The sequence below is a fragment of the Limnobacter sp. UBA7229 genome (genome assembly GCF_002473065.1).
Taxonomy (GTDB): Bacteria; Pseudomonadota; Gammaproteobacteria; order Burkholderiales; family Burkholderiaceae_B; genus Limnobacter; species Limnobacter profundi.
On sequence record NZ_DKTN01000013.1, the window covers coordinates 94,973 to 114,817 of the forward strand.

The 19,845-nt window shown below is 52.1% G+C and carries 15 protein-coding genes; 3 read left to right on the top strand and 12 right to left on the bottom strand.

Annotation, left to right across the window (positions count from 1 at the left end):
• Positions 1–142 precede the first annotated feature (142 nt).
• Together B4C79_RS07250 and B4C79_RS07255 are read right to left on the bottom strand one after the other, a co-directional pair.
• Entirely contained in the window at positions 143–946 is an 804-nt protein-coding gene (locus tag B4C79_RS07250; protein WP_291751379.1) for a hypothetical protein, read from the bottom strand.
• A gap of 17 nt (positions 947–963) precedes the next feature.
• A complete protein-coding gene (locus B4C79_RS07255; RefSeq protein ID WP_291740886.1) occupies positions 964–2,097 on the bottom strand; it encodes a glycosyltransferase family 4 protein in 1,134 nt (377 codons plus the stop codon).
• 163 nt (positions 2,098–2,260) lie between these two features.
• On the opposite strand from B4C79_RS07255, the gene rfaQ reads away from it, so the two are divergent.
• Entirely contained in the window at positions 2,261–3,304 is a 1,044-nt protein-coding gene (gene rfaQ / locus B4C79_RS07260) for a putative lipopolysaccharide heptosyltransferase III (RefSeq protein ID WP_291751381.1), read from the top strand.
• Here rfaQ and msbA read toward each other — a convergent pair.
• The 7 genes from msbA to B4C79_RS07295 form a co-directional block, all read right to left on the bottom strand.
• Positions 3,277–5,043, bottom strand: a complete 1,767-nt coding sequence (gene msbA / locus B4C79_RS07265) for a lipid A export permease/ATP-binding protein MsbA (RefSeq protein WP_291740890.1) — start codon at positions 5,041–5,043, stop codon at positions 3,277–3,279. The two genes, rfaQ and msbA, sit on opposite strands and share 28 nt — an antisense overlap.
• A 389-nt stretch (positions 5,044–5,432) precedes the next feature.
• Positions 5,433–8,963, bottom strand: a complete 3,531-nt coding sequence (gene dnaE, locus B4C79_RS07270) for a DNA polymerase III subunit alpha (RefSeq protein WP_291740892.1) — start codon at positions 8,961–8,963, stop codon at positions 5,433–5,435.
• 56 nt (positions 8,964–9,019) lie between these two features.
• Positions 9,020–9,829, bottom strand: coding sequence for a C39 family peptidase (locus B4C79_RS07275; protein ID WP_291740894.1), 810 nt, complete (start codon positions 9,827–9,829; stop codon positions 9,020–9,022).
• 797 nt (positions 9,830–10,626) lie between these two features.
• Complete coding sequence (locus tag B4C79_RS07280; protein WP_291740896.1) at positions 10,627–11,136, bottom strand: hypothetical protein; 510 nt, start codon at positions 11,134–11,136, stop codon at positions 10,627–10,629.
• Positions 11,137–11,184: 48 nt separating this feature from the next.
• The gene (locus B4C79_RS07285) at positions 11,185–12,072 is read right to left on the bottom strand and encodes a hypothetical protein (protein ID WP_291740898.1); all 888 of its coding nucleotides are present in this window, start codon (positions 12,070–12,072) and stop codon (positions 11,185–11,187) included.
• Between the two features lie 94 nt (positions 12,073–12,166).
• Positions 12,167–12,730, bottom strand: coding sequence for a flavodoxin family protein (locus B4C79_RS07290; protein WP_291740900.1), 564 nt, complete (start codon positions 12,728–12,730; stop codon positions 12,167–12,169).
• Positions 12,731–12,756: 26 nt separating this feature from the next.
• Positions 12,757–13,467, bottom strand: coding sequence for a pirin family protein (locus tag B4C79_RS07295; RefSeq protein WP_105029793.1), 711 nt, complete (start codon positions 13,465–13,467; stop codon positions 12,757–12,759).
• A 97-nt stretch (positions 13,468–13,564) separates the two neighbouring features.
• Between B4C79_RS07295 and B4C79_RS07300 the strand changes: the two genes are divergently transcribed.
• Positions 13,565–14,476 carry a LysR substrate-binding domain-containing protein gene (locus B4C79_RS07300; protein ID WP_291740910.1) on the top strand — a complete coding sequence of 304 codons (912 nt, stop codon included), beginning with the start codon at positions 13,565–13,567 and terminating at the stop codon, positions 14,474–14,476.
• A gap of 3 nt (positions 14,477–14,479) precedes the next feature.
• Entirely contained in the window at positions 14,480–15,412 is a 933-nt protein-coding gene (gluQRS, locus tag B4C79_RS07305) for a tRNA glutamyl-Q(34) synthetase GluQRS (RefSeq protein ID WP_291740903.1), read from the top strand.
• 29 nt (positions 15,413–15,441) lie between these two features.
• Here gluQRS and B4C79_RS07310 read toward each other — a convergent pair whose 3' ends face one another.
• The 3 genes from B4C79_RS07310 to B4C79_RS07320 all read right to left on the bottom strand — a co-directional run bounded on the left by B4C79_RS07310 (position 15,442) and on the right by B4C79_RS07320 (position 19,780).
• Positions 15,442–17,061, bottom strand: coding sequence for a DEAD/DEAH box helicase (locus B4C79_RS07310; protein ID WP_291740905.1), 1,620 nt, complete (start codon positions 17,059–17,061; stop codon positions 15,442–15,444).
• A 119-nt stretch (positions 17,062–17,180) separates the two neighbouring features.
• Positions 17,181–18,110, bottom strand: coding sequence for an NAD(P)-dependent oxidoreductase (locus B4C79_RS07315; protein ID WP_291740906.1), 930 nt, complete (start codon positions 18,108–18,110; stop codon positions 17,181–17,183).
• Positions 18,111–18,199: 89 nt separating this feature from the next.
• A complete protein-coding gene (locus B4C79_RS07320; protein ID WP_291751383.1) occupies positions 18,200–19,780 on the bottom strand; it encodes a GGDEF domain-containing protein in 1,581 nt (526 codons plus the stop codon).
• Positions 19,781–19,845: the final 65 nt, after the last annotated feature.

Here is a 19,845-nt window from a genome sequence, read left to right on the forward strand (position 1 = left end):
ATTGATCATTCCCATAGTTTTATGACATCAACAATTCGCCAAAATTGCCCCGAGAGCCGCAAAAAGCCTTGTGAATGAAAAACTTAGAATTTCAGAACCAGGCAAACGAGGCACCAAAGCAGGAGACTGTTGAGGCCATGCATTAACTGTGACTTTTAACCAACAAGAGGCGGTCTGAGCGGCCCATTTCTGCGCAAATTAGGGTGATGGCTTCTGAAGCGCTGATCACCCGATCCGCGTACGCAATCAGGCCCATGGCCCGGGGCAAACCCAGTTGTAACCAGCCGGGCTGACTAGCACTCAATTGCCGGGCGAGTAATCGATTTTCCCCAACAACCGCCGCTACGGTTAAGTGCGTATTGCCGCCAAGCTGAGCAAGGCTGCATTGCAATGCCTGCCATTGCAAATCCAGACTGGGTGCATTTTCTTCGGCATACAGCAAGGCCACAGCCTTGATCAGACTCGGTGATGTTTTGCGATACAGCTGGGTTGCATAAGCCAAGGCTTGGGGCCCAGCCTGTAACAAGGGCCGTTCAGCCTGCAAAAAGCCCGACAATTCCTGTTGCATGAATTGCCCCCCAACGCCCAACATTTTTTGAACATGCTGAAATTGTGCATCGGCTTGCTGGTTTTGCTCTGGCAAGTCCGCCAAAGCAGAAACCCCAATACACAGGTTGAGCTTCAAGCCGCGCAGCTTTTTAAACTGGGCGCGTTTTTCAAGGTAATAAGAAAGGCGGGTTTGCGCGGGGCGCCGGGGTTCCAAGGCGCGCAAGGGGATGTACACGGGCACCCGTGCGTCCATTTCAAACAAAAACAAGCTGCCTCGGGGGCCAAACAACACCCAATCCGCACCAGGATATTCAGCCTGCAATTGCCCCCATGCCGCGCGTGCCGCCAGGGCACTGTGTAGCCCTTGGCCAAACCAAACGCCAATTCGCTGACTCACTGGCAAACACCCAGGCATCAAGAGCGACCCAACCGAGGCGTTTGAATGGTGCCCACCAAGCCATCAATATTGCTTTGTTTGCCAAACTGGGCCAGCACGGTTTGCCGGCCCAGTGCAGCCATGTTGCGGGCTTTTTGGGGTTCAGCCAGCACGACACCCAGTGCTTGAACCCAAGCATCCAGCGCACCGGGCGCATGGGGTGCCGGGCACACATAGCCAGTCACGCCGCTTTGTACAGTTTCAGGCAAACCGCCTACGTTGCTGACCACCACAGGCACGCCCAAGCCAAGGGCTTCAATTTGGCTCATGCCCAAAGGCTCGTAACTGGAAGGCATAACCAATACATCAGCACGCTTAATCAGCGGTGCCACGGGGCTCAACATGCCCGGCAGCACCACATGTTTGCCCAAGCCCAAACGCCGTGCTTCGGTTTCGATGGCCTGGCGGGTGTCCCCCTCGCCGGCTGCCACGTACAACAAATTGGGAAACTGTGGGAGCAAGGCTTTCACCACCTGCAACATGAAGCTGTGCCCTTTCTCAACCCGAAACATGGCCGCATGGGCAATCACAGGGCGCTGCTGCAAATCGCTCAGGCGGGCATCAAGTTCAGGGGGCAAACCAAGCGCCGCCGCAGCAGCGATACTTTCAAAATCAACACCGGGATACAACACCCCGATTTTTTCGGGCAGTACGCCCGTGTTTTGCAGCAGCTGGTCTTTCAGGGCCTGGCTGGGCGTGAAGGTTTGATCAAACATTTGGTTGTAAGTGAATGCTTTGGCCGGGCCGGGCTGGTAAGTGCGCATACGAATTAACGTGGGCCGGGGCTTGAGCAAACCAATTTTTGCCAGGGTATGAATGGTAATAGAGCACAAATTGGCATCGTGGCTGCTGTGGCACACCACCGCCACCGGCTTGTGCTGCCGAACCAAATTGGCCAGCCTTAAAACACTGGGCGGGTGAATGGCATTGCGAAATGCCACAAACTCAACATTCAAACCCAGCTTGTAGGCTTCCTGAGAAATTCGACTGCCTGGCCGGCACAATATATAGGGGGTGTAACCTTTGGCTTTCAGACCCACCGCCTGCTCAAGCAATTGCAGTTCTTGACCACCGATATTTTTGGAACTTTCAGAGAAGAAAATGCTGGTCATTTGAATTGGAAAACAAAATTGGTTGAAATCACGGTCTATATTCGCTCTGTGTTTGCTCAACGTATGTGCGGGCTCACTTGGCAGTTTAATGCGCCACCGCACACGCATGGGCGTGAATTCACTCTAATCAATACCGGGTTGAAATACTTTGCAGAAAATTTTGGTGATTAAATTAAGGCATCACGGCGATGTGCTGTTAACCACGGCCCTGTACCACGCCTTGCACGACCAATTTCCCGGCATACAGGTTGATACCCTGATTTACAAAGAAACCACGCCCCTGTTGCAAAACAATCCACACTTAAACCGGGTGCTGTGCATTGACCGGAAGCTGAAAGGTTTTGCAAGGTTGAAGGCCGAACTTGGCCTGATTTTTCAAGTGAGGCGCACCAGTTACGATGCAGTGGTGCATTTAACCGATCAATGGATTGGTGCGTTGATTGCACGCTTTTCAAATGCACCAGTGCGCGTACAAATGGCCTATGCAAAACGCGACAAGGCCCTGTGGCATGCTTGTTTCACGCACCGCGTAGTACCCCCACCCCGGGGGCAAGCACACGCCGTGGAGCTGAACCTGCTGTGCCTGCAAGCCTTGGGCATTAACCCCCGCAGCCTGCGCGGTGAAATGGTGTTGCGCCCAAGCCCCGAGAATCTGGACAAAGCCGACAAACTGCTGGCCCAACACAAGGTGAATGGACCATTTGTGTTGATTCACCCTGCTGCTCGCTGGCCCTTCAAATGCTGGGAAGACGACAAGTTTGCTGACGTGGTTGTGCATTTGCTAAACCAAGGTTTACACGTGGTGCTGACATGCAGCCCAGACCCCGTGGAAGTGGCCATGACCGCCGAGATTGAGCGGCTGGCACGCACCAAGCGTTCGCCGGGCTCAAACCAACTGGTGAATGTGGGTGGCCAAATGAGCCTGCCTTTGCTTGCGGCTTTGTTGAAATTGAGCAAGTTTTATGTGGGCGTAGATTCGGCCCCTATGCACATGGCAGCGGCATTGAATGTACCGCAAGTGGCGCTGTTTGGCCCCTCGTGGGTACAAGAATGGCGGCCTTGGTCAGACAAAGCCACAGTCATTTATGCGGGCGATTTTGGGCCACTCCCCCACCCCGACAGCATCAATACCGATGACACCACGCGTTTGCTGGCGGCCATTCCCACTGAGGTTGTAATTCAGTCAGTGGATAAACTTGTGGACTGATTTTGAATGGAATGCAGGTAGTGGTATTTGCCCTGTCTTGCCAGCAACTCCTGATGGGTACCCTGCTCAATCAACTTGCCCTGATCCAGCACGATTATAAAATCGGCCGTGGTCAGTGTGGACAATCGATGTGCAATCACCAGTGTGGTTCGACCATGGCGCAATCGTTCCATGTCCTCTTGAACTTCACGCTCAGCTTCGGAATCGAGTGCAGAAGTGGCTTCATCGAGAATTAGAATTGGGGCGTTTTTAAGGAATGCCCGTGCGATTGAAATACGCTGGCGCTGGCCACCAGACAATCTCAGTCCGTTGTCGCCCAGCACCGTATCAAGCCCATTTTCAAGTTTTTCGATAAATGGCAGGGCATTGGCCATGCGGGCGGCATTCAAAATGGCTTCGTCGCTGGCACCACGCATTTCGCCGTAAGCAATGTTGTTGCGCACGGTGTCGTTCAGCAAATGGCTTTCCTGGGTTACCACTGCAATTTGGCGGCGAAGGCACTGCAAATCCCATTGTTTCAAATCAACACTGTCCAGCTTCACCACGCCACTTGTGGGGTCCAGAAAACGAGGCAGCAGGTTGATCAGGGTTGACTTGCCACCGCCCGACACACCGACGATACCCACGGTTTGCCCGGGTTTGACCCACAAATTAATGTCGATCAATGTAGGCGCTTCGGCACCAGGAAAGGTAAGACCCACTTTGTTGAATTCAATGTAACCCAGCGCCCGATCGGTGGTGTGGGTGCCGCTGGAATTTTCAACCGAGCGGTCGACAACCCGGAATACGTTGTCGGCAGCCGCCAAGCCTTTTTGAAGCTGCTGGTTAATGTTGGTCAGGCGCTTCACTGGGGCCAACAACATCATCATCGCGGTCATGAAAGAGGCGAAATCGCCCGCAGTCATGCTGTCACTTTCAGCCAAAATACCCGCGAAGTACACCACAGCAGCCACAGCGGCGGCGAGTATCCACTGAACAATTGCAGAGTTGGCCGCACTGGTGGCCACCAGCTTCACGCGCGACCTCATGATTTCATCTGCACTTTTCATGAAGCGATCGGTTTCCACCTGTTGCGCACCATAAATTTTGATGATTTTTTGCGCACCAATTACTTCAGAAATGCTTTGCACCAAATCGGCATGCGAGGTTTGCGCGCTGTGCGCGAAGCGGTTCAAACGCTTGGCCGCCACGGATACACCAATGGCGATCAAAGGAAGAATTGCAAAGCAGATCAGGGTGAGTTGCCAATTGGTGTAAAGCAGAATAGCCATAAGGCCAATGACAATTGCACCGTCACGAATCAGCACAGTGATGATGTTGAAACCCGCTTCGGTGACCGCATCCACGTTGGTAGACACCGTAGAAATGATTTTCCCGGCGGGTTGCTCAACAAAATATGAATTCGGGAAACGCAAAATTCGGGACAGCATGTCAAATCGCAAATCGTGAACCACCAAGCCAGCCAGTTTGGCGCTGCAATACTCGTTGATGTACGTGGCCAAACCGCGGATGAGGAACAATACAATGATGATGACCGGCAGCCACTTCGCCATTTCGGTTCGCTCGCCGGAAAAGTTCTCGTCGATCAGCGGCTTCATCAGGCTGGCAAACAAGGGCTCAGTGACAGCGGCGAACACCAGGGCAATTAAAGATGTCGCGAAAAGCGGCCAGTAACGCAGGCTGTAGGAAAGCAGGCGTTTGTACAGACCTTTGGCGGTGTAGTCAGTGATTTCGGGCATGCAACGTGAACGTGGATTGGATGGACGAAGTTTACACGGTTGTGGGTGGCAAGCGGGTTCGACTCAAGCGGCATGTGTTCGTCGCACAATCAGCGTATTCGCTTGCACAATCAGCGGCGATCACGCAACCGAGCCCTAGCGGAGTGTGTGGAAGATTCGCCAACGGCGGTGCTTCGGCCAACTCGGCAGTGGGTTTGCCTGTTACGAACTTCAAGAAAACCGCCCCGTTTGGATTCATTCGCTGCGTTTGGCGATTAGCCAACACCGAGACTCGGCCATGTGTTTTGCCGAGCGAGGTGAGCAAGAATGAATTCAAAAAGGGATGAAGCGGTTTTCGGTGAGGAATCGGGCAGCCCCGCTGAGTTGGCTGGAAGAATAAGGCCGCTCGTCTAGCCGAACACCCACTTGGCATTGCCTTCACCCAACCAGCCTTGCATTTCAATCAGCAAATCTTCTTCGGGCCGCACTTTCCATTCACTGCTCAACTGGGCCACGCAGGCTGCATGGCCATTGTGATAGTCAATTTCAACCAGGCAACCCTGCTCAGGGTCACGAAACGGTTCCAGCATGGCGCGCAGCTTTTCAGCATCCGATTGTCCATTCATGCTAAGCCTCAGGCGGCTGACAAAGTGAGCACGTGCACTGGCCAGCGAATACAGGTTCTCGGCTGAAATTCGCAAGCCTCCGGTGTAAGAGTCTTCAGACACCTTGCCCTGTAAAACCAGCAAGGAGTCTTCTTTCAACAAGTTGCGATTGGCCTCAAACTGCTCGTTGAAAATGGACAACTCAACCTGCGCGGTAGAATCGTCGAGCAACACAACCGCCATTTTCCCGCGCTTGGTCATCATGGTGCGCAGCGATGCGATTACACCCGCCATCCACACCAAATCCCGGCCAGGCGACAGGTCTTTCAACTTCAGTTTGACGAACTGGCGCACTTTGTCTTCATCCGCCTTGAACAAATGCCCGCTGAAGTAATAACCCAAGGCCGCTTTTTCCTGCTGCAGCTTTTCACGTTCGCTCCAGGTGGGCACTTCCACCAATTCCGGCGGTGCATCGCCACCCAAGGCTTCACCGAACAAACTCACCTGTGCAGCCGTGGCGGCCTGTTGAGCAGCCCATTCCATGGCCTGCCCTGAACTGGCCAACAACCTTGCGCGGTCTGGGTTCAGAGAATCGAAAGCACCTGCGCGAATCAGTGCCTCAATCACCCGGCGATTGATCTGTTTGCTGTCTACACGCTTCACGAAATCGAACAGACTGGTGAACGGACCATTGGCGTTGCGCTCGGCAACAATGGCCTCACAGGCAGCCTGGCCAGTTCCTTTTACAGCACCCAAACCGTAGCGAATGGCGCTTGCACGCTTCTCACCATCAATGCGCACCGCGGTAAAGCGGAAATTGGACTCGTTCACATCCGGACCCAGCATCGTGACCATGGTGCCGGCTTTCTTGCCCGGCACCTGACACATGGCCATGGCGTCTTCAACAAAGATTTTGACTTTGTCGGTGTCGTCCATGTCTGAACTCATGGACGCAGCCATGAATTCCGCTGGGTAATGTGCCTTTAACCAAGCTGTGTGGTACGCAATTAGCGCATAAGCGGCCGAGTGCGATTTGTTGAAACCGTATTCTGCAAACTTTTCCATCAAGTCGAAAAGCTGCTTGGCCACCGCCGGGTCTACACCGCGCTCGGTGGCGCCAGTCGTGAAAATTTCACGCTGCTTGGCCATTTCCTCGGGCTTCTTTTTACCCATGGCTCGCCGCAACAGGTCAGCACCGCCCAAGCTATAGCCCGCCAGAATCTGGGCAACCAGCATCACCTGTTCTTGGTAAACAATCACACCGTAGGTACTTTTCAGGATGCCTTCGAGCTTGGGGTGGAAGTACCACTCCGCACGCCCTTTGCCGGTTTTGGAGGTTTCCTTTTTACGGGCAATGAAGTCGTCCACCATGCCCGAGCCCAAGGGGCCAGGGCGGTTCAGTGCCATCAAGGCAATGATGTCTTCGAAGTTGTCCGGCTTCAGCTTCTTTTCAAGGTCTTTCGCCGAGCGCGATTCAGACTGGAACACGGCTGTCGTGTTGCCCTCTGAAAACAACTGATACACCGCCGGGTCATCCAGCGGCAAATCTTCCAGGCGGAAGTCGCGTTGGTCTTCGTAGTTCTCGCGCACCCAGCGCACTGCCCAATCCAGAATGGTCAGGTTGCGCAAACCCAAGAAGTCGAACTTCACCAGGCCCACGGCTTCCACGTCGTCTTTGTCGTATTGCGACACCACGGAATCGGTAGATCCATCGGCACAATACAAAGGGCAGAAATCAGTCAGCTTGCCCGGTGCAATCAGCACACCACCGGCATGCATGCCCACGTTGCGGGTCAGGCCTTCCAGCGGCCGCGCCACCGCAATAATTTCCTTGGCCTCGTCTTCGTTTTCCACACGCTCGCGGAATGTGGGCTCGTCGGCCATGGCGCGATCCAGGTCCCAGGGGTCGGCGGGTGTTTGGGGAATCAGTTTCGACAAGCCATCGCAATACATGTAGGGCATGTCGAGCACACGGCCCGCATCGCGAATAACAGCCTTCGCGCCGAGCGTACCGAAGGTCGCGATTTGGCTAACCGCATCGCGCCCGTAGTTTTGCTTCACATAGTCGATGACGCGGTCGCGGTTGTCCTGACAGAAGTCAATGTCGAAGTCGGGCATTGAAACCCGCTCAGGGTTCAAGAAACGCTCGAACAGCAAGTCGTACCGCAACGGGTCAAGATCGGTAATACCCAAGGCATAAGCCACCAGCGAACCTGCACCAGAACCCCGGCCAGGCCCCACGGGCACGCCATTGCTTTTGCCCCAGTTGATGAAGTCCTGAACAATCAGGAAGTAACCAGGAAAGCCCATGCCAATGATGGTGTCGCATTCAATTTTCAAACGCGCTTCGTATTCCGGACGCATTTTTTCCCGTTCCTCGATATTCGGGAACAGGTGCGCCAAGCGTTTTTCCAAACCTTCCTTGGACAAATGCACCAGGTAGTCATCCAGTGTCATGCCATCGGGCGTGGGGAATGCGGGCAGCTTGGGTTTGCCCAATTCAAGCGTTAAATTGCAGCGCTGGGCGATTCGAATGCTGTTGCGAATGGCACTGGGAATGTCGGCAAACAGTTCTGCCATTTCCTGCGCGGTTTTGAAATACTGCTGCTCGGTGAAGCGGCGAGGCCTGCGCGGATTCGACAAAATTTCGCCCTGCGCAATACACACCCGCGCCTCATGCGCACGGAAGTCTTCGGGCTTCAAAAACTGGATTGGGTGCGTGGCCACCACAGGCAACTGCAACTTGGCAGCCAACTGGCAACTCAAATTCACCAGGTTCTCGGCCTGGGTGGACCCATCGCGCTGAAGCTCAATGTAATAGCGCCCCTCGAAATACTTCAGGAATTTGCGGGCCGAATCTTCGGCGCGGGCCATGTTGCCACCCAGCAAAAACTGGCCGATATCGGAATTGGCAAACCCTGATACAGCGATCAGGCCATCACAACCTACCTCATCAAACCACTCAAATTTCAACGTGGCTTTGCCGCGCTTCTGGTTGCGCAAAAACGCCCGGCTTAACAACTCGCAAAGTTGCAAATAACCTTTGTGGTTTTGCACCAGCAGCAACATGCGTGCGGGTTGTTCTTCGTCGCGGTCGCTTTCAATCCACACATCGCAAGCAGCAATTGGCTTAACGCCAGCACCACGCGCCTTGCCGTAAAACTTGATCAGACCAAACAGGTTGGACAGGTCGGAAATGGCCAGGGCAGGCATACCGCAGCCTGCGGCGGCTTTGACAGCCTCGCCCACGCGCACCATGCCGTCGAGCACCGAGAACTCGGTGTGCATGCGCAGGTGAACAAAAGTGCTGGGGAGCGGGTGGGATGGATTTATCATGCGACCATTTTACTACCAAGTGGCTGGCAAACTATTGAGAATGACGAATCCACGGACTAGAACAAGGGGTGAGCTAACTGCTGTGTAGCAGCATTCGACTTCCTTGCTGGACTTCGATTGAAATAATCGTGACGGACCTTTATGTTTGCGTAGTTAACCGGCAAAACCGCCAAGAAACGCCCCCGAAGATTATCTTCAATATCTGATTCATGATTGTTCCACATATCCAAAAATTGAGATTTACTCAAAGTGACATGTCCTAGCGATGGGTCTGCCAAATGCACGGTATTTCGACCAATCCCCTTAAGAACAGAGAAATGCTCGGTAGTCCTGTGTTTTAAGTACACAAGCACAGGGGCTTTGAGGTTGAGCAACTGATCATAGGTTGCAGCGAAACCTTGTGCTTTAAACCCAAAACTGGGCAATGTGCGCTGCATATCAGCAAAGCTTGCTCTGGCATCGCCTTTATCCAATACTGTTAACAACTCCTGCTCAGAAATTGACTGCCCGTAAAACTGATTCAGGATAGTAGCAAGCCCAGCCGCCCCGCATGAAAAATCAAGGTTTTGCTTGACTATTCCTTCATCACGAATCGACTTCCAATTTTTCAATTGCAGATTCACAACAGACGACGGGGTCAAGTAAGTAGGTTGAGCTGAAATATGTTCTGAAAACATCATAAAAATAACCAGAACAAAAATGGTATGCAGCTTAAAAATGCTCATAAATAATAAGTCAAAAATATAGTGCATAATCAATAGATTCTCGGGATCGAAATCAAGCACTCTAATGGAGTGAGATTTCTGTTTATTTTTTTCCGTTTCGCTTACGTTCGTAGAGAGCAATCGCCACCACGAAAAAAGCACAAACAATTCCTAGTATAATCGATGAAATATACAACTTTACTAAATTCGCATTTTCGTCAAATAAGACCTTCCATAAAAAGAAAACCGTGGCTACAGAAATCATAATCGACGAAAATAATTTAACCAAACTCCAACTAGCGAACAAGAACTTCTCTTTCAAGAACACCGCTAGAACAATAATCAGATTTTCCACGCTACTATTTTAATAAAAACTTTAAATTTATTGCGTTACTGGCGAAGAATTTAAAAACTCACCAAGAAATTGATGACATCATTTTACACTTCATATGGATATGCTCAAATATCTTTTAGAGAAAACACTTTACATTTAATGTTTGGAACATAAACAATGACGACCGTCAAATTTTAATAAACCCAAACCAATAAAACCACCAACTAAACTAATTAATCAATATTACTTATAACCCCCATCTAAAAATATCTCACGAGTATCGACTTGAAACCCACGATAATATTTTTTTTAGAATATAAAAACCGACGAAGTAAAATGCGGATACAAAAATCGAATCAACTATCAAATCGATCAGAATTTTTTTCTCACAAAACATTTGACTTAATCCAAAAATCAAAAAACAAAGTGAAAATATTAATATATATGACGTTAAAAAATTCGAGCTTTCGATTGAATAATCCACGATTCTGCTAGATGCAAAAATCAAAGTAATTATTGCTAGAACATCAAATAGATCACACAGATTAGTCATATTTTCCTATTGATTTATCCTTATCTCAGCCTGTTATAGATTGAGATAAGGGAATTTTTACACTATTTGAAATCAGTAAGGCATATACCCTACACCAGATCCGCCATAGCCAGCCCCAGATGGAGAGTACATCGCACCATAGCCAGAATAACTATTGAATGAATTCGAATACCATGACTCTGCGCCTGCGGCTCCAATCAAATAACCTGCACCGTAGCCCATTCCTCCGACTACGCGACCAACGGGGGAAGCATAAAATCCGCCAGTTGCGCCAGCTCCAACATCACGCCAATCAACGTTTCCGTCATTTCGAGCGTAGCTATACACAGCGCCAGACCCTGCACCGAGTGCTGTGTAGCCAATCACAGGTAAAAACCAAAGAAATGAACCCTCGGTTTCCTTCATTTCTTCCGTGCTCAAAGCTGCAACTTCAACAGCATTAGACTCTGACGCAAACAGAGCCTCATAATCCACAGCTTCAAACGCCAGCGTTTCAGTTACTTGCTTCTGCTCTGCAAATACGGGTTTTACAACGCTTCCCACCAAAAGTATTGCGATAAGACTTTTACTCAGCTTATTCATATTCTTCCTGAAAATAATTATGGGTGCTGTTAGATATGTCGCCGAAAACTACAAAGTTTGCAGCCAACTTAACCTCAGGTCTGCACCCTGCCCACCTGAAGTATTCGTTTTTAAGGAAAGATTGATTGATGACCCTTCTTGCAAGCCGTAGCCGGCCCCCAAGACCAAACTTGTTTGAGTCCGCCGAGCAAATTGGGATTGACCATTCACTGAATCGGCTAATCGTGCTGTCCATTGGAACCCTGTGCTGAGCGACACACGATCATTGGCAGCAAAAATTACAGTTGGCGATAGGGTCCAGATAGCGCCTGGTTTTACGTTAGCGCCATTCTCATCTCGAGAAGCACTTGCTCTATAGGCTGCGGTAATTGCCAATACGACAGGATCAATTGCCTTGTAGGCAGTTAAGCCAATCAAGGTAGATTTCAAATTACTTGAATCTGAACCGCGATTTTCATACAACGCCAGCTCGCCAAATCCAAGAATGGCTGGCGTTGCATCATCGGCCTTGAATTGGTGGGACACCCCAAGCCAAGCGTCAGCAACATAGGCGTCTGACTGGGAGTCGAATCCCATCCCACTCATTTGACGACTTTCAGTGAACAAATACGAGACACGCGAGGTAACCTCCGTGCGAGCGCTTAGTCCATAACGCAGACCCAGTGAGCCAACCAGAGTATCTGCATTATTTTGAACCTGACCAAATTGAGTAGGAATCAAAACGAATGAGGTAGGTCCTGTCTGAAGTAGCAGTGGCTCTCCCGCGAATAAGCCGGTTTGATCACTGTTCGAATAGGTACCCGACAACTCGAAACGGTACCTACCCTGATCGGTCAGAATATCTTCGACAGTTAACGGAATATCAGCATTGGCAGTTCCCAAGCTTGTACCAATCAGTTGGCAGCAAAGGACAAAACGCCACAAAATATGACACATAAAAAAACCTCCTAATACGTCGGAGATTAGTTAAGTGCATTTATTGACTGAATACAAACCGGGTAACTCGCACGAGCTACCCGTGATTAACTGCCTATGACCTAGCCAGCCTCTTGGCAAACTCAGCCACCCGGGCACCATAAACTTTCGCAGTTTCCAGGTCAGAAGCAGGCGGAGTCACGTCTGCCGGGGCATTGTCCGATTGAGTCATCACACCCACCCAAGAACCCACGCGGTTCAGTTCATTGACATCGCCAGGCTTCTGGGCACCCGGGGTGGCACTGCCCACCCAGATCATGCCGTGTTGCATGGCGTAGGTTACAAAATATTGCAAAGTACTCAGCTTGTCGCCGCTCATGGACATGGAGTTGGTGAAGCCACCCGCCACCTTGTTTTTCCAGCCTTGGCTGAACCACACTTTGCTGGAAGCGTCTGCAAACTTTTTGAAGTCCGCCGAGGCACCGCCCATGTAGGTGGGTGAGCCGAAAATGATGGCATCAGCCTTGGCCAATACGTCCCAAGTGGCGTCATTCACGTCGTTGACTGAAATGAGGTGGGTTTGTACACCTGCCACGCCCGCTGCACCTTGTTCAACGGCCTGCGCCACTTTGGCTGTGTGACCATAACCACTGTGATAAACAATTGCTACTTGTGTCATTTCTTACTCCCTCGTTGTTTTAACAATCAAGCTGGCAAGTCGAAGAAAAGTACTTCGGCCTGTTCGCTCACATCAAAATTCAGTTCCCGCTCACCGGCGATCAACAGTGCATCCCCGGTTTGAAGCAACACATTGCCCACATTCAAAGAACCCTTCGCCACATGCAAATAGCCTTTGCGTGCCGGGTCCAACTCACGGTGTACGCTTTGATTGCTCAAGCGGCCTGCGTACATTTTTGCGTCCTGGTGGATGAAGGCGATTTTTTTCGCATCAGCCTCTGCCCTGTCGCCTGTCACGATCAGACCAAGCTGACCGGTGATTGTGGCTACATCCAGATCGTGGTCCTTGTAGCCAGGCTCCACGCCATTCACGGCAGGCTCAATCCAGATTTGCAGCAAGTGAGCCACGTCGGTTTTGTGCGCATTCATTTCTGAATGTCGAATACCGGTGCCAGCACTCATGCGCTGAATCTGATTGGGCTTGATGGCCGAACCACCACCCAAACTGTCCCGGTGGCTAAGCTCGCCACCCAACATGTAAGTAATAATTTCCATGTCGCGGTGACCGTGCGTGCCAAAACCGGTTTGCGGCTGAACCCAGTCTTCATTGATTACGCGCAGTGGGCCGAAACCCATGTGCTTGGGATCGTAGTAGCTGGAAAAAGAAAAGCTGTGATAGCTCTCAAGCCAACCATGATTGGCATAACCGCGCTCGTTGGATTTTCTGATCTGGAACATGTTCAACCTCCTGTTGAATGATGAATTCAGTGTAGGTGGTGCCATGCGGCCAAACAAGGCGTAGAATTTGACGAACTCATTCAAAAAAACTGAACCCATGACCATCAACCTCGACAGCCTTGCCCTGCTTGAATTGATTGAAGCACGGGGCAGTTTTGCCGCCGCCGCAGTGGCCCTAAACAAGGCACCTTCGGCGATCACCTACCAACTTCGGCAGCTGGAAGACAGTCTGGATGTTCTGATTTACGACCGGTCTGGCCACAAAGCCAAACTAACCCCTGCGGGCAAAGCCCTGTTGGAAGAGGGTCGCAAGTTACTTGAAAGCACCGATGCACTCACCAAGCGCGTAAAAGCCGTGGCCAGCGGTTGGGAGACCGAGCTGCGTATTGTGCTGGATTCGGTTGTGCCCTTTGAACAAGCCATTCCCTGGATACAGGCTTTTGATGCACTGGAAAGCCCGACACGGCTGCGTTTCTCAAGCGAGGTGTTGTCGGGCACCTGGGAGGCTTTGTACTCAGGTCGAGCCGACCTGTTGATTGGCAGCCGCCTGGATCAAAACCAGTTTGCCAGCGCCACCGGGCTGCACATTCAAAGCTTCGGGCAATCGCTGTTTGTGTTTGCAGTGGCCCCAAGCCACCCGCTGGCCAATGCGGAGGAACCGCTGTGCATCGACACCATTCGCCAGTACCGTGCGGTAGCCGTTGGCGACACGTCCCGCAACTTCAAGCCGCTTACTTTTGGCTTGCAAAGCGGGCAGGCCGTGCTGACGGTGCCCAATCTTCAGGCGAAAGTGAAGGCACAACTGGCCGGCCTGGGTTGCGGCTGGCTACCCTGGAACTTGATTGAGCAAGAGGTGGCCAACGGAGAACTGCTTGTAAAAAAAACCGAAGACAGTACCCGCCAAAGCAGCCTGTGCTTTGCCTGGCAACGGGGCAGCCAAGGCAAGGCACTGGACTGGTGGACCCAACACTTGGCCACAGTGCACCTTAACTTTCAACCACCTCAATAAACAGTGCTGAACATACCTGCACAAACGCCCTACGTTGGCCGCTTTGCCCCCTCGCCCACCGGCCCCTTGCATTTGGGTTCGCTGGCCACCGCGCTTGGTAGCTTTCTGGATGCCAGGGTGCACCAAGGCCAGTGGCTTTTGCGCATTGAAGACATCGACGAAGGGCGTTGCGACTCCGCCGCTGTGGAGCACATTCTTCACACCTTGACTCGCCATGGTCTTCAATGGCAAGGCGAAGTGTGGGTGCAATCGCAACGGCACTCGGTGTATGAAGTGGCCTTGAAACGATTGAGCGTGCTAAACCTGACCTACCCTTGCGCCTGCACCCGAAAGGAAATCGACGATGTCAATTCAACGCGCGCGCCAGGCGAAAACCGCATTTACCCCGGCACGTGCCGGCACGGCATGCCAGCTGGCCGGGAAGCCCGAGCCATTCGTTTTCGTTGCCCAGTTGCACCCATTGCCTGGCTCGACCACAGGCTGGGGCGGTTTGAAAACGACTTGAACACCAGCAGTGGCGATTTTGTATTGAAACGGGGCGATGGTTATTGGGCCTACCACCTGGTCGTGGTTGTCGATGATTTGGCAAGCAAGGTGACGCACATTGTGCGCGGTGAAGACCTGGCAGACACCACCGCCCGGCAAATTGCGGTGTGGAAAGCCTTGCAGGGCGGGCTTGATGCGCAAGCTGTTGCTCAAGCTACATTGATCCCCCCAAGCTATTGGCACTTGCCAGTGATACTGGCCAAAGACGGGCAAAAACTTTCCAAACAAACCGGTGCTTTGGCTGTGCCCGAACACGACCCTGTGCTGAACTTGAACATCGTATGGCAACACTTTGGTTTGGGCAAAATAAAAGCCACTGAAGTGACTCAGTGGCTTGAATTGGCGACTCCGGTTTGGGCCGGTTATCGGGCAGCACAAGCTGCGCGATAAGTCTTAATTGCGTGGCTCAATTTCTGGGATTAGTTTCTCGGACTACCACCCAACAAAAACGCCACAGGCGCGGCATTCTTGTTTTTTGGTTTGTTGTTGCCAACCGAAGACTGACCCGAAGCAGCAGCTTCACCAGCGGCCTTGTCTTCCTTGGATTCCTGATAAGGCTGATTGAACAACGAGTCTTTCACACGTGTTTGGGCCAGCTTGGCACGCAAGCGTTCGTATTCCGCATCGCGGTGAATTGGCGCATTGTCGTTGAAACGGGCCCCCTGATAAGACATATCACGTGAAGGGCGGCGTTCACGGGCTGGTGCAGCCTCATCACCACTTCGTGCAGGGCGACGGTCGGAACGACCCTCGTAAGTGCGGCCCTCATTGCGGCCTTCGCCACGTCCCTCGCTGCGACCTTCGCGACCGCCTCGCTCTTCCCTTGGCGCGCGTACCCCGGGCACAAAGCCCTCAAGTTCTTCACGCACAAAGGCTTTGCCAATCAGCTTTTCAATGTCTTTCAAGGCACGTTCATCGCGTTTTACGACAAACGAATACGCAGTGCCCTTGGCGCCAGCTCGGCCAGTGCGGCCAATGCGGTGCACATAATCTTCAGGCGTGGTGGGCAGGTCGTAGTTGATCACGCAAGGCAAATCAGCAATGTCCAAACCGCGTGCGGCTACATCGGTAGCCACCAGCACCGTCACCTCACCAGCTTTGAAAGCCTCAAGCGACTTCGTGCGTTCTGCCTGGGTTTTGTCACCGTGAATAGCAGTGCTGGAAACACCCTGCTTCTCGAGATAAATTGCCAAACGTGCAGTACCCAGCTTTGTGTTTGAAAACACAATCACCTGGCTCAGCGCTTTGCTTTGAATCAGGTGGCAAACCGCCATGCGTTTGTCTTCTTCGCTGTCGAGCGCGAAAATAACCTGTTTGATGTTCTCGGAAGTTGCATTGCGGCGGGCCACTTCAATCAAAGTGGGTGCCACCATAAAGCTTCGGGCCAGCTTCTGGATTTCAGGCGAGAACGTAGCGGAGAACAGCAGGTTCTGGCGCGTTTTGGGCAACAAATTGATTATTCGTTGCAGGTCGGGCAAAAAGCCCATGTCCAGCATGCGGTCGGCTTCATCGAGCACCAGCACCTGCACTTGGCCCAAGTTAATGCTTTTTTGCTGAACGTGGTCCAGCAAACGGCCAGGCGTGGCAATCACCAACTCAACCCCACGGCGCAAAGCCTGAATTTGGGGGTTAATGTCAACACCGCCGTACACCACGGTGGAACGCAGGGGCGTGAACTTGGCGTAGGTGTGCACATTGGCAGCAACCTGGTCAGCCAACTCCCGAGTGGGCGTCAAAATAAGCGCACGAACCGGGTGGCGGGCAGGCGAGGTATTTTCCGTGGCCAAGGGCATCAGGCGGTTCAAAATCGGCAGTGAGAAACCAGCGGTTTTGCCCGTACCGGTTTGGGCCGCGCCCATGACATCCACACCAGTCAGCACCACTGGAATGGCTTTGGCTTGAATGGGTGTAGGTTGGGTGTACCCCTGGGCATCGATGGCTTTCTGGATGTCGGGGTGCAGCGCGAAGTCTGCAAAGGTTACATTCGCGAGTGCAGCTTCTTCAGCTGCGTTGGTGGTATACGGTTCAGTTTGTGTCATGCACGCATTCTAAGCCTATTTGGTGCTTATTATTTGTGCAATCGCTTTAAATTCACTCGCTGCACCGGCTGGGTGCAGCAAATGTACTTTTCATACAACAGCCAATCGACCCTGTCTGCTTACAGGTTTTCAGCAATAAACTCGTCCACGTGTTTAATGGCCAAACGCCCAGCGTTGGCCTGCGAACTTTCGGTGCCCCAAGCCACGTGTGGCGTGATGATACAGCGCGGGTGCTGCCACTGCACCATCAGGTGATCGCGGGGCGGCGGCTCTACTTCCAGCACATCGAGTGCAGCACCGCCCAAGTGCCCACTTTCTATGGCTTGTTTCAGCGCATCAAACTGCACCAAACCACCGCGTGCAGTGTTAATCAGTATCGCGCCCTTTTTCATTTTCGGAATGGTGTCTGGTCCGATCAAACCTTTGGTTTGATCGTTCAAGGGGCAATGAAGGCTAAGCACATCGCTGTGGGCCAGTCCGTGCTCGAAAGTCACATACCCCTCACGAGGTTTTTCAACGCCTTGGCGTTCAATGTGCAAAATAGTCATGCCAAAAGCTTTGGCGAATTCAATCAACTTGCCGCCAATCGCCCCGCTACCCAGCACGCCCAGTGTTTGGGTGTGCAGGCCACGCATTGGCAGTGTGTGCAGGCAGAAAAAGCGCGATGCGCTCCAACTGCCATCGTGCACCAACGCTTCCCACTCGGGTACACGGCGGGTCAACTGCAAAATACACGCCATGGCGTGCTCAGCCACGGATTCAGGGCCGTAATTCACCACATTGCTCACCTTGATGCCGCGCTCGGCACAGGCCGCTTTGTCCACGTTGTCAGTACCCGTGGCCACCAATTGAATCATTTTCAGTTTGGGCGCCGCATCCAGTTCAGCCGGGCCAATTTTCACCTTGTTGATGATCAGGATTTCCGCTTCCCTGATGCGCTCTTTCAGCGTGTCTGCGGTGGTAAAAGGGTATTCAGTCCACATGTGTGCGCACTCTGGGCGAGGCAAGGGGGTACGTACGGTTTCGCTTTCCAGCCAAACAATGTTCATGGTGTTGTATCTCCAGTTCAGTTGCTAGAAGGCTACCGGCTAATCGCTGGCTTCGACACTGGGGCTAACCATGAAAACATTTGACCAACTTAGACCTTGACGACTGCATCACCAAGCAAAAGTTCAGTGGCGACTCCGGCAATTCGATAGCAGTTTTTACCCGCCTTCTTGGCTTGATACATTTGCTCATCGCTAATTTCAAGCAGCTCTTGAATGGAATGCCCGTGCAGTGGGTGCATGGCTGCGCCAATACTGCAAGACACCGTCAAACCATGGTTTTGCCGAACACGCACCAATAGCTTGTCGCAGGCAAATGATTCAATAATTCGTTCCGCAATGTTTTTAAGCAATTGAATATTACAGCGGGCCACAATAATGGCGAATTCGTCGCCGCCCAAGCGCGCAACATGGTCCACATTGCGGGTTGCTCCCTTCAACAAGGTGGCACTGGTCTTCAAAATTTGATCGCCTGCTTTGTGGCCCAGGGTGTCATTTACGGCCTTGAACCCGTCAAGGTCGAGAAACATAAGCCCAAGAGTTTCTCCCGGCAGCAGTCGTGAAAGCCGAGCCTCCAGGGTCATATCGAACCCACGTCGGTTCAGCACGCCGGTCAGTGGATCGCGCTCTACCTCATTGCGCAAGTCCTCCACATTTTTGCGAATACTGACGTCGTCTACAATCAACACCGCATGGGCACCCTGAATTTTGTCGTTGTACACCGCAAACCGGAATTGCAGCACCCGGCCATCCGTGAAATTCAGCTCAACAGGCATCTCATGGTTCCCAAAATAATCAGTCACCAGGTCTTTCAAACGAATTCGCTGCTCTCGAACCACCCCAGCTTGAATCAACACCGACTCAAGCTTCGCCGACGCGGGATTGAGTGTTTCAATTTTCAGCATTTTTGCCAGGGCTTTGTTCAGGTACAGCAAGTTGAAATGCTCATCCAGATAAGCAACGCCACTGGCCAGAGACGACAACAGCATATCGAGTCGGTTTTTCTCGGACACAGACCGTGCATGGCTTTCCTCCATGGCCTTCATTTGCAGCTCAATGGCCTGGGCCATGCTGTTGAAGGCTGCACCCAGACAGGAAATTTCATCACGCCCGGTTACCTCGATTCGGGACTGAATTTTTCCAGACTGCAATTCCATGGCCTTGCTGCGAAGGTCCTCGAGCCGGGCAGACAGGGTATTGCTCAAGCCCAACAGAATCATTGAGCAGGCCAGCGCACTCAATAAAAAAACACCGGCCAGGTAAAACAACATGTCATTGCGGCTGCGATATACCTCGTTTTCATCAAACAACACCTTCAGTTGTTGCCCGGTATTTGGTATATCAAAAATCGACAACAAAGGGGTTGCCACTTGGGTCAGGTCGTCGGGCACGTCGCCCATGGCATAAGCCATCTCGCTGCCCTCGTTCACCCACACGGCTGCGGGTTTGTGGCGCGAGTAGAAATCCCGAACGATTGAAGAAAGTGCGTTCAGCGAATGGCTGTTATTGGCCAAATGAGCCTTGGTCAGTTCGGATTGAAAACTTTCCTGAATGCGAAGCAGATCCTGCTCGGCCAACTTGCCCATGTGTATGTATTGAATGGTCGTGAAAATGCCCCCCAGCAGCAACTGGGCTACAAACGTAGTAAGCAACCATTTCCACTTGAAAGACATTGTGAACAAACCCGTTTTGGATAAGGTACACAGTCAGTATGTGGGTTCGCTTCGCACCCGGTAAT

What these genes read in the sequence shown, in the direction of transcription:
- B4C79_RS07255 (WP_291740886.1), bottom strand. Translation starts at nt 2,097, where the DNA reads ATGACCAGCATTTTCTTCTCTGAAAGTTCCAAAAATATCGGTGGTCAA.
- msbA (WP_291740890.1), bottom strand. Translation starts at nt 5,043, where the DNA reads ATGCCCGAAATCACTGACTACACCGCCAAAGGTCTGTACAAACGCCTG.
- dnaE (WP_291740892.1), bottom strand. Translation starts at nt 8,963, where the DNA reads ATGATAAATCCATCCCACCCGCTCCCCAGCACTTTTGTTCACCTGCGC.
- B4C79_RS07280 (WP_291740896.1), bottom strand. Translation starts at nt 11,136, where the DNA reads ATGAATAAGCTGAGTAAAAGTCTTATCGCAATACTTTTGGTGGGAAGC.
- B4C79_RS07285 (WP_291740898.1), bottom strand. Translation starts at nt 12,072, where the DNA reads ATGTGTCATATTTTGTGGCGTTTTGTCCTTTGCTGCCAACTGATTGGT.
- B4C79_RS07290 (WP_291740900.1), bottom strand. Translation starts at nt 12,730, where the DNA reads ATGACACAAGTAGCAATTGTTTATCACAGTGGTTATGGTCACACAGCC.
- B4C79_RS07295 (WP_105029793.1), bottom strand. Translation starts at nt 13,467, where the DNA reads ATGTTCCAGATCAGAAAATCCAACGAGCGCGGTTATGCCAATCATGGT.
- B4C79_RS07300 (WP_291740910.1), top strand. Translation starts at nt 13,565, where the DNA reads ATGACCATCAACCTCGACAGCCTTGCCCTGCTTGAATTGATTGAAGCA.
- B4C79_RS07310 (WP_291740905.1), bottom strand. Translation starts at nt 17,061, where the DNA reads ATGACACAAACTGAACCGTATACCACCAACGCAGCTGAAGAAGCTGCA.
- B4C79_RS07315 (WP_291740906.1), bottom strand. Translation starts at nt 18,110, where the DNA reads ATGAACATTGTTTGGCTGGAAAGCGAAACCGTACGTACCCCCTTGCCT.
- B4C79_RS07320 (WP_291751383.1), bottom strand. Translation starts at nt 19,780, where the DNA reads ATGTCTTTCAAGTGGAAATGGTTGCTTACTACGTTTGTAGCCCAGTTG.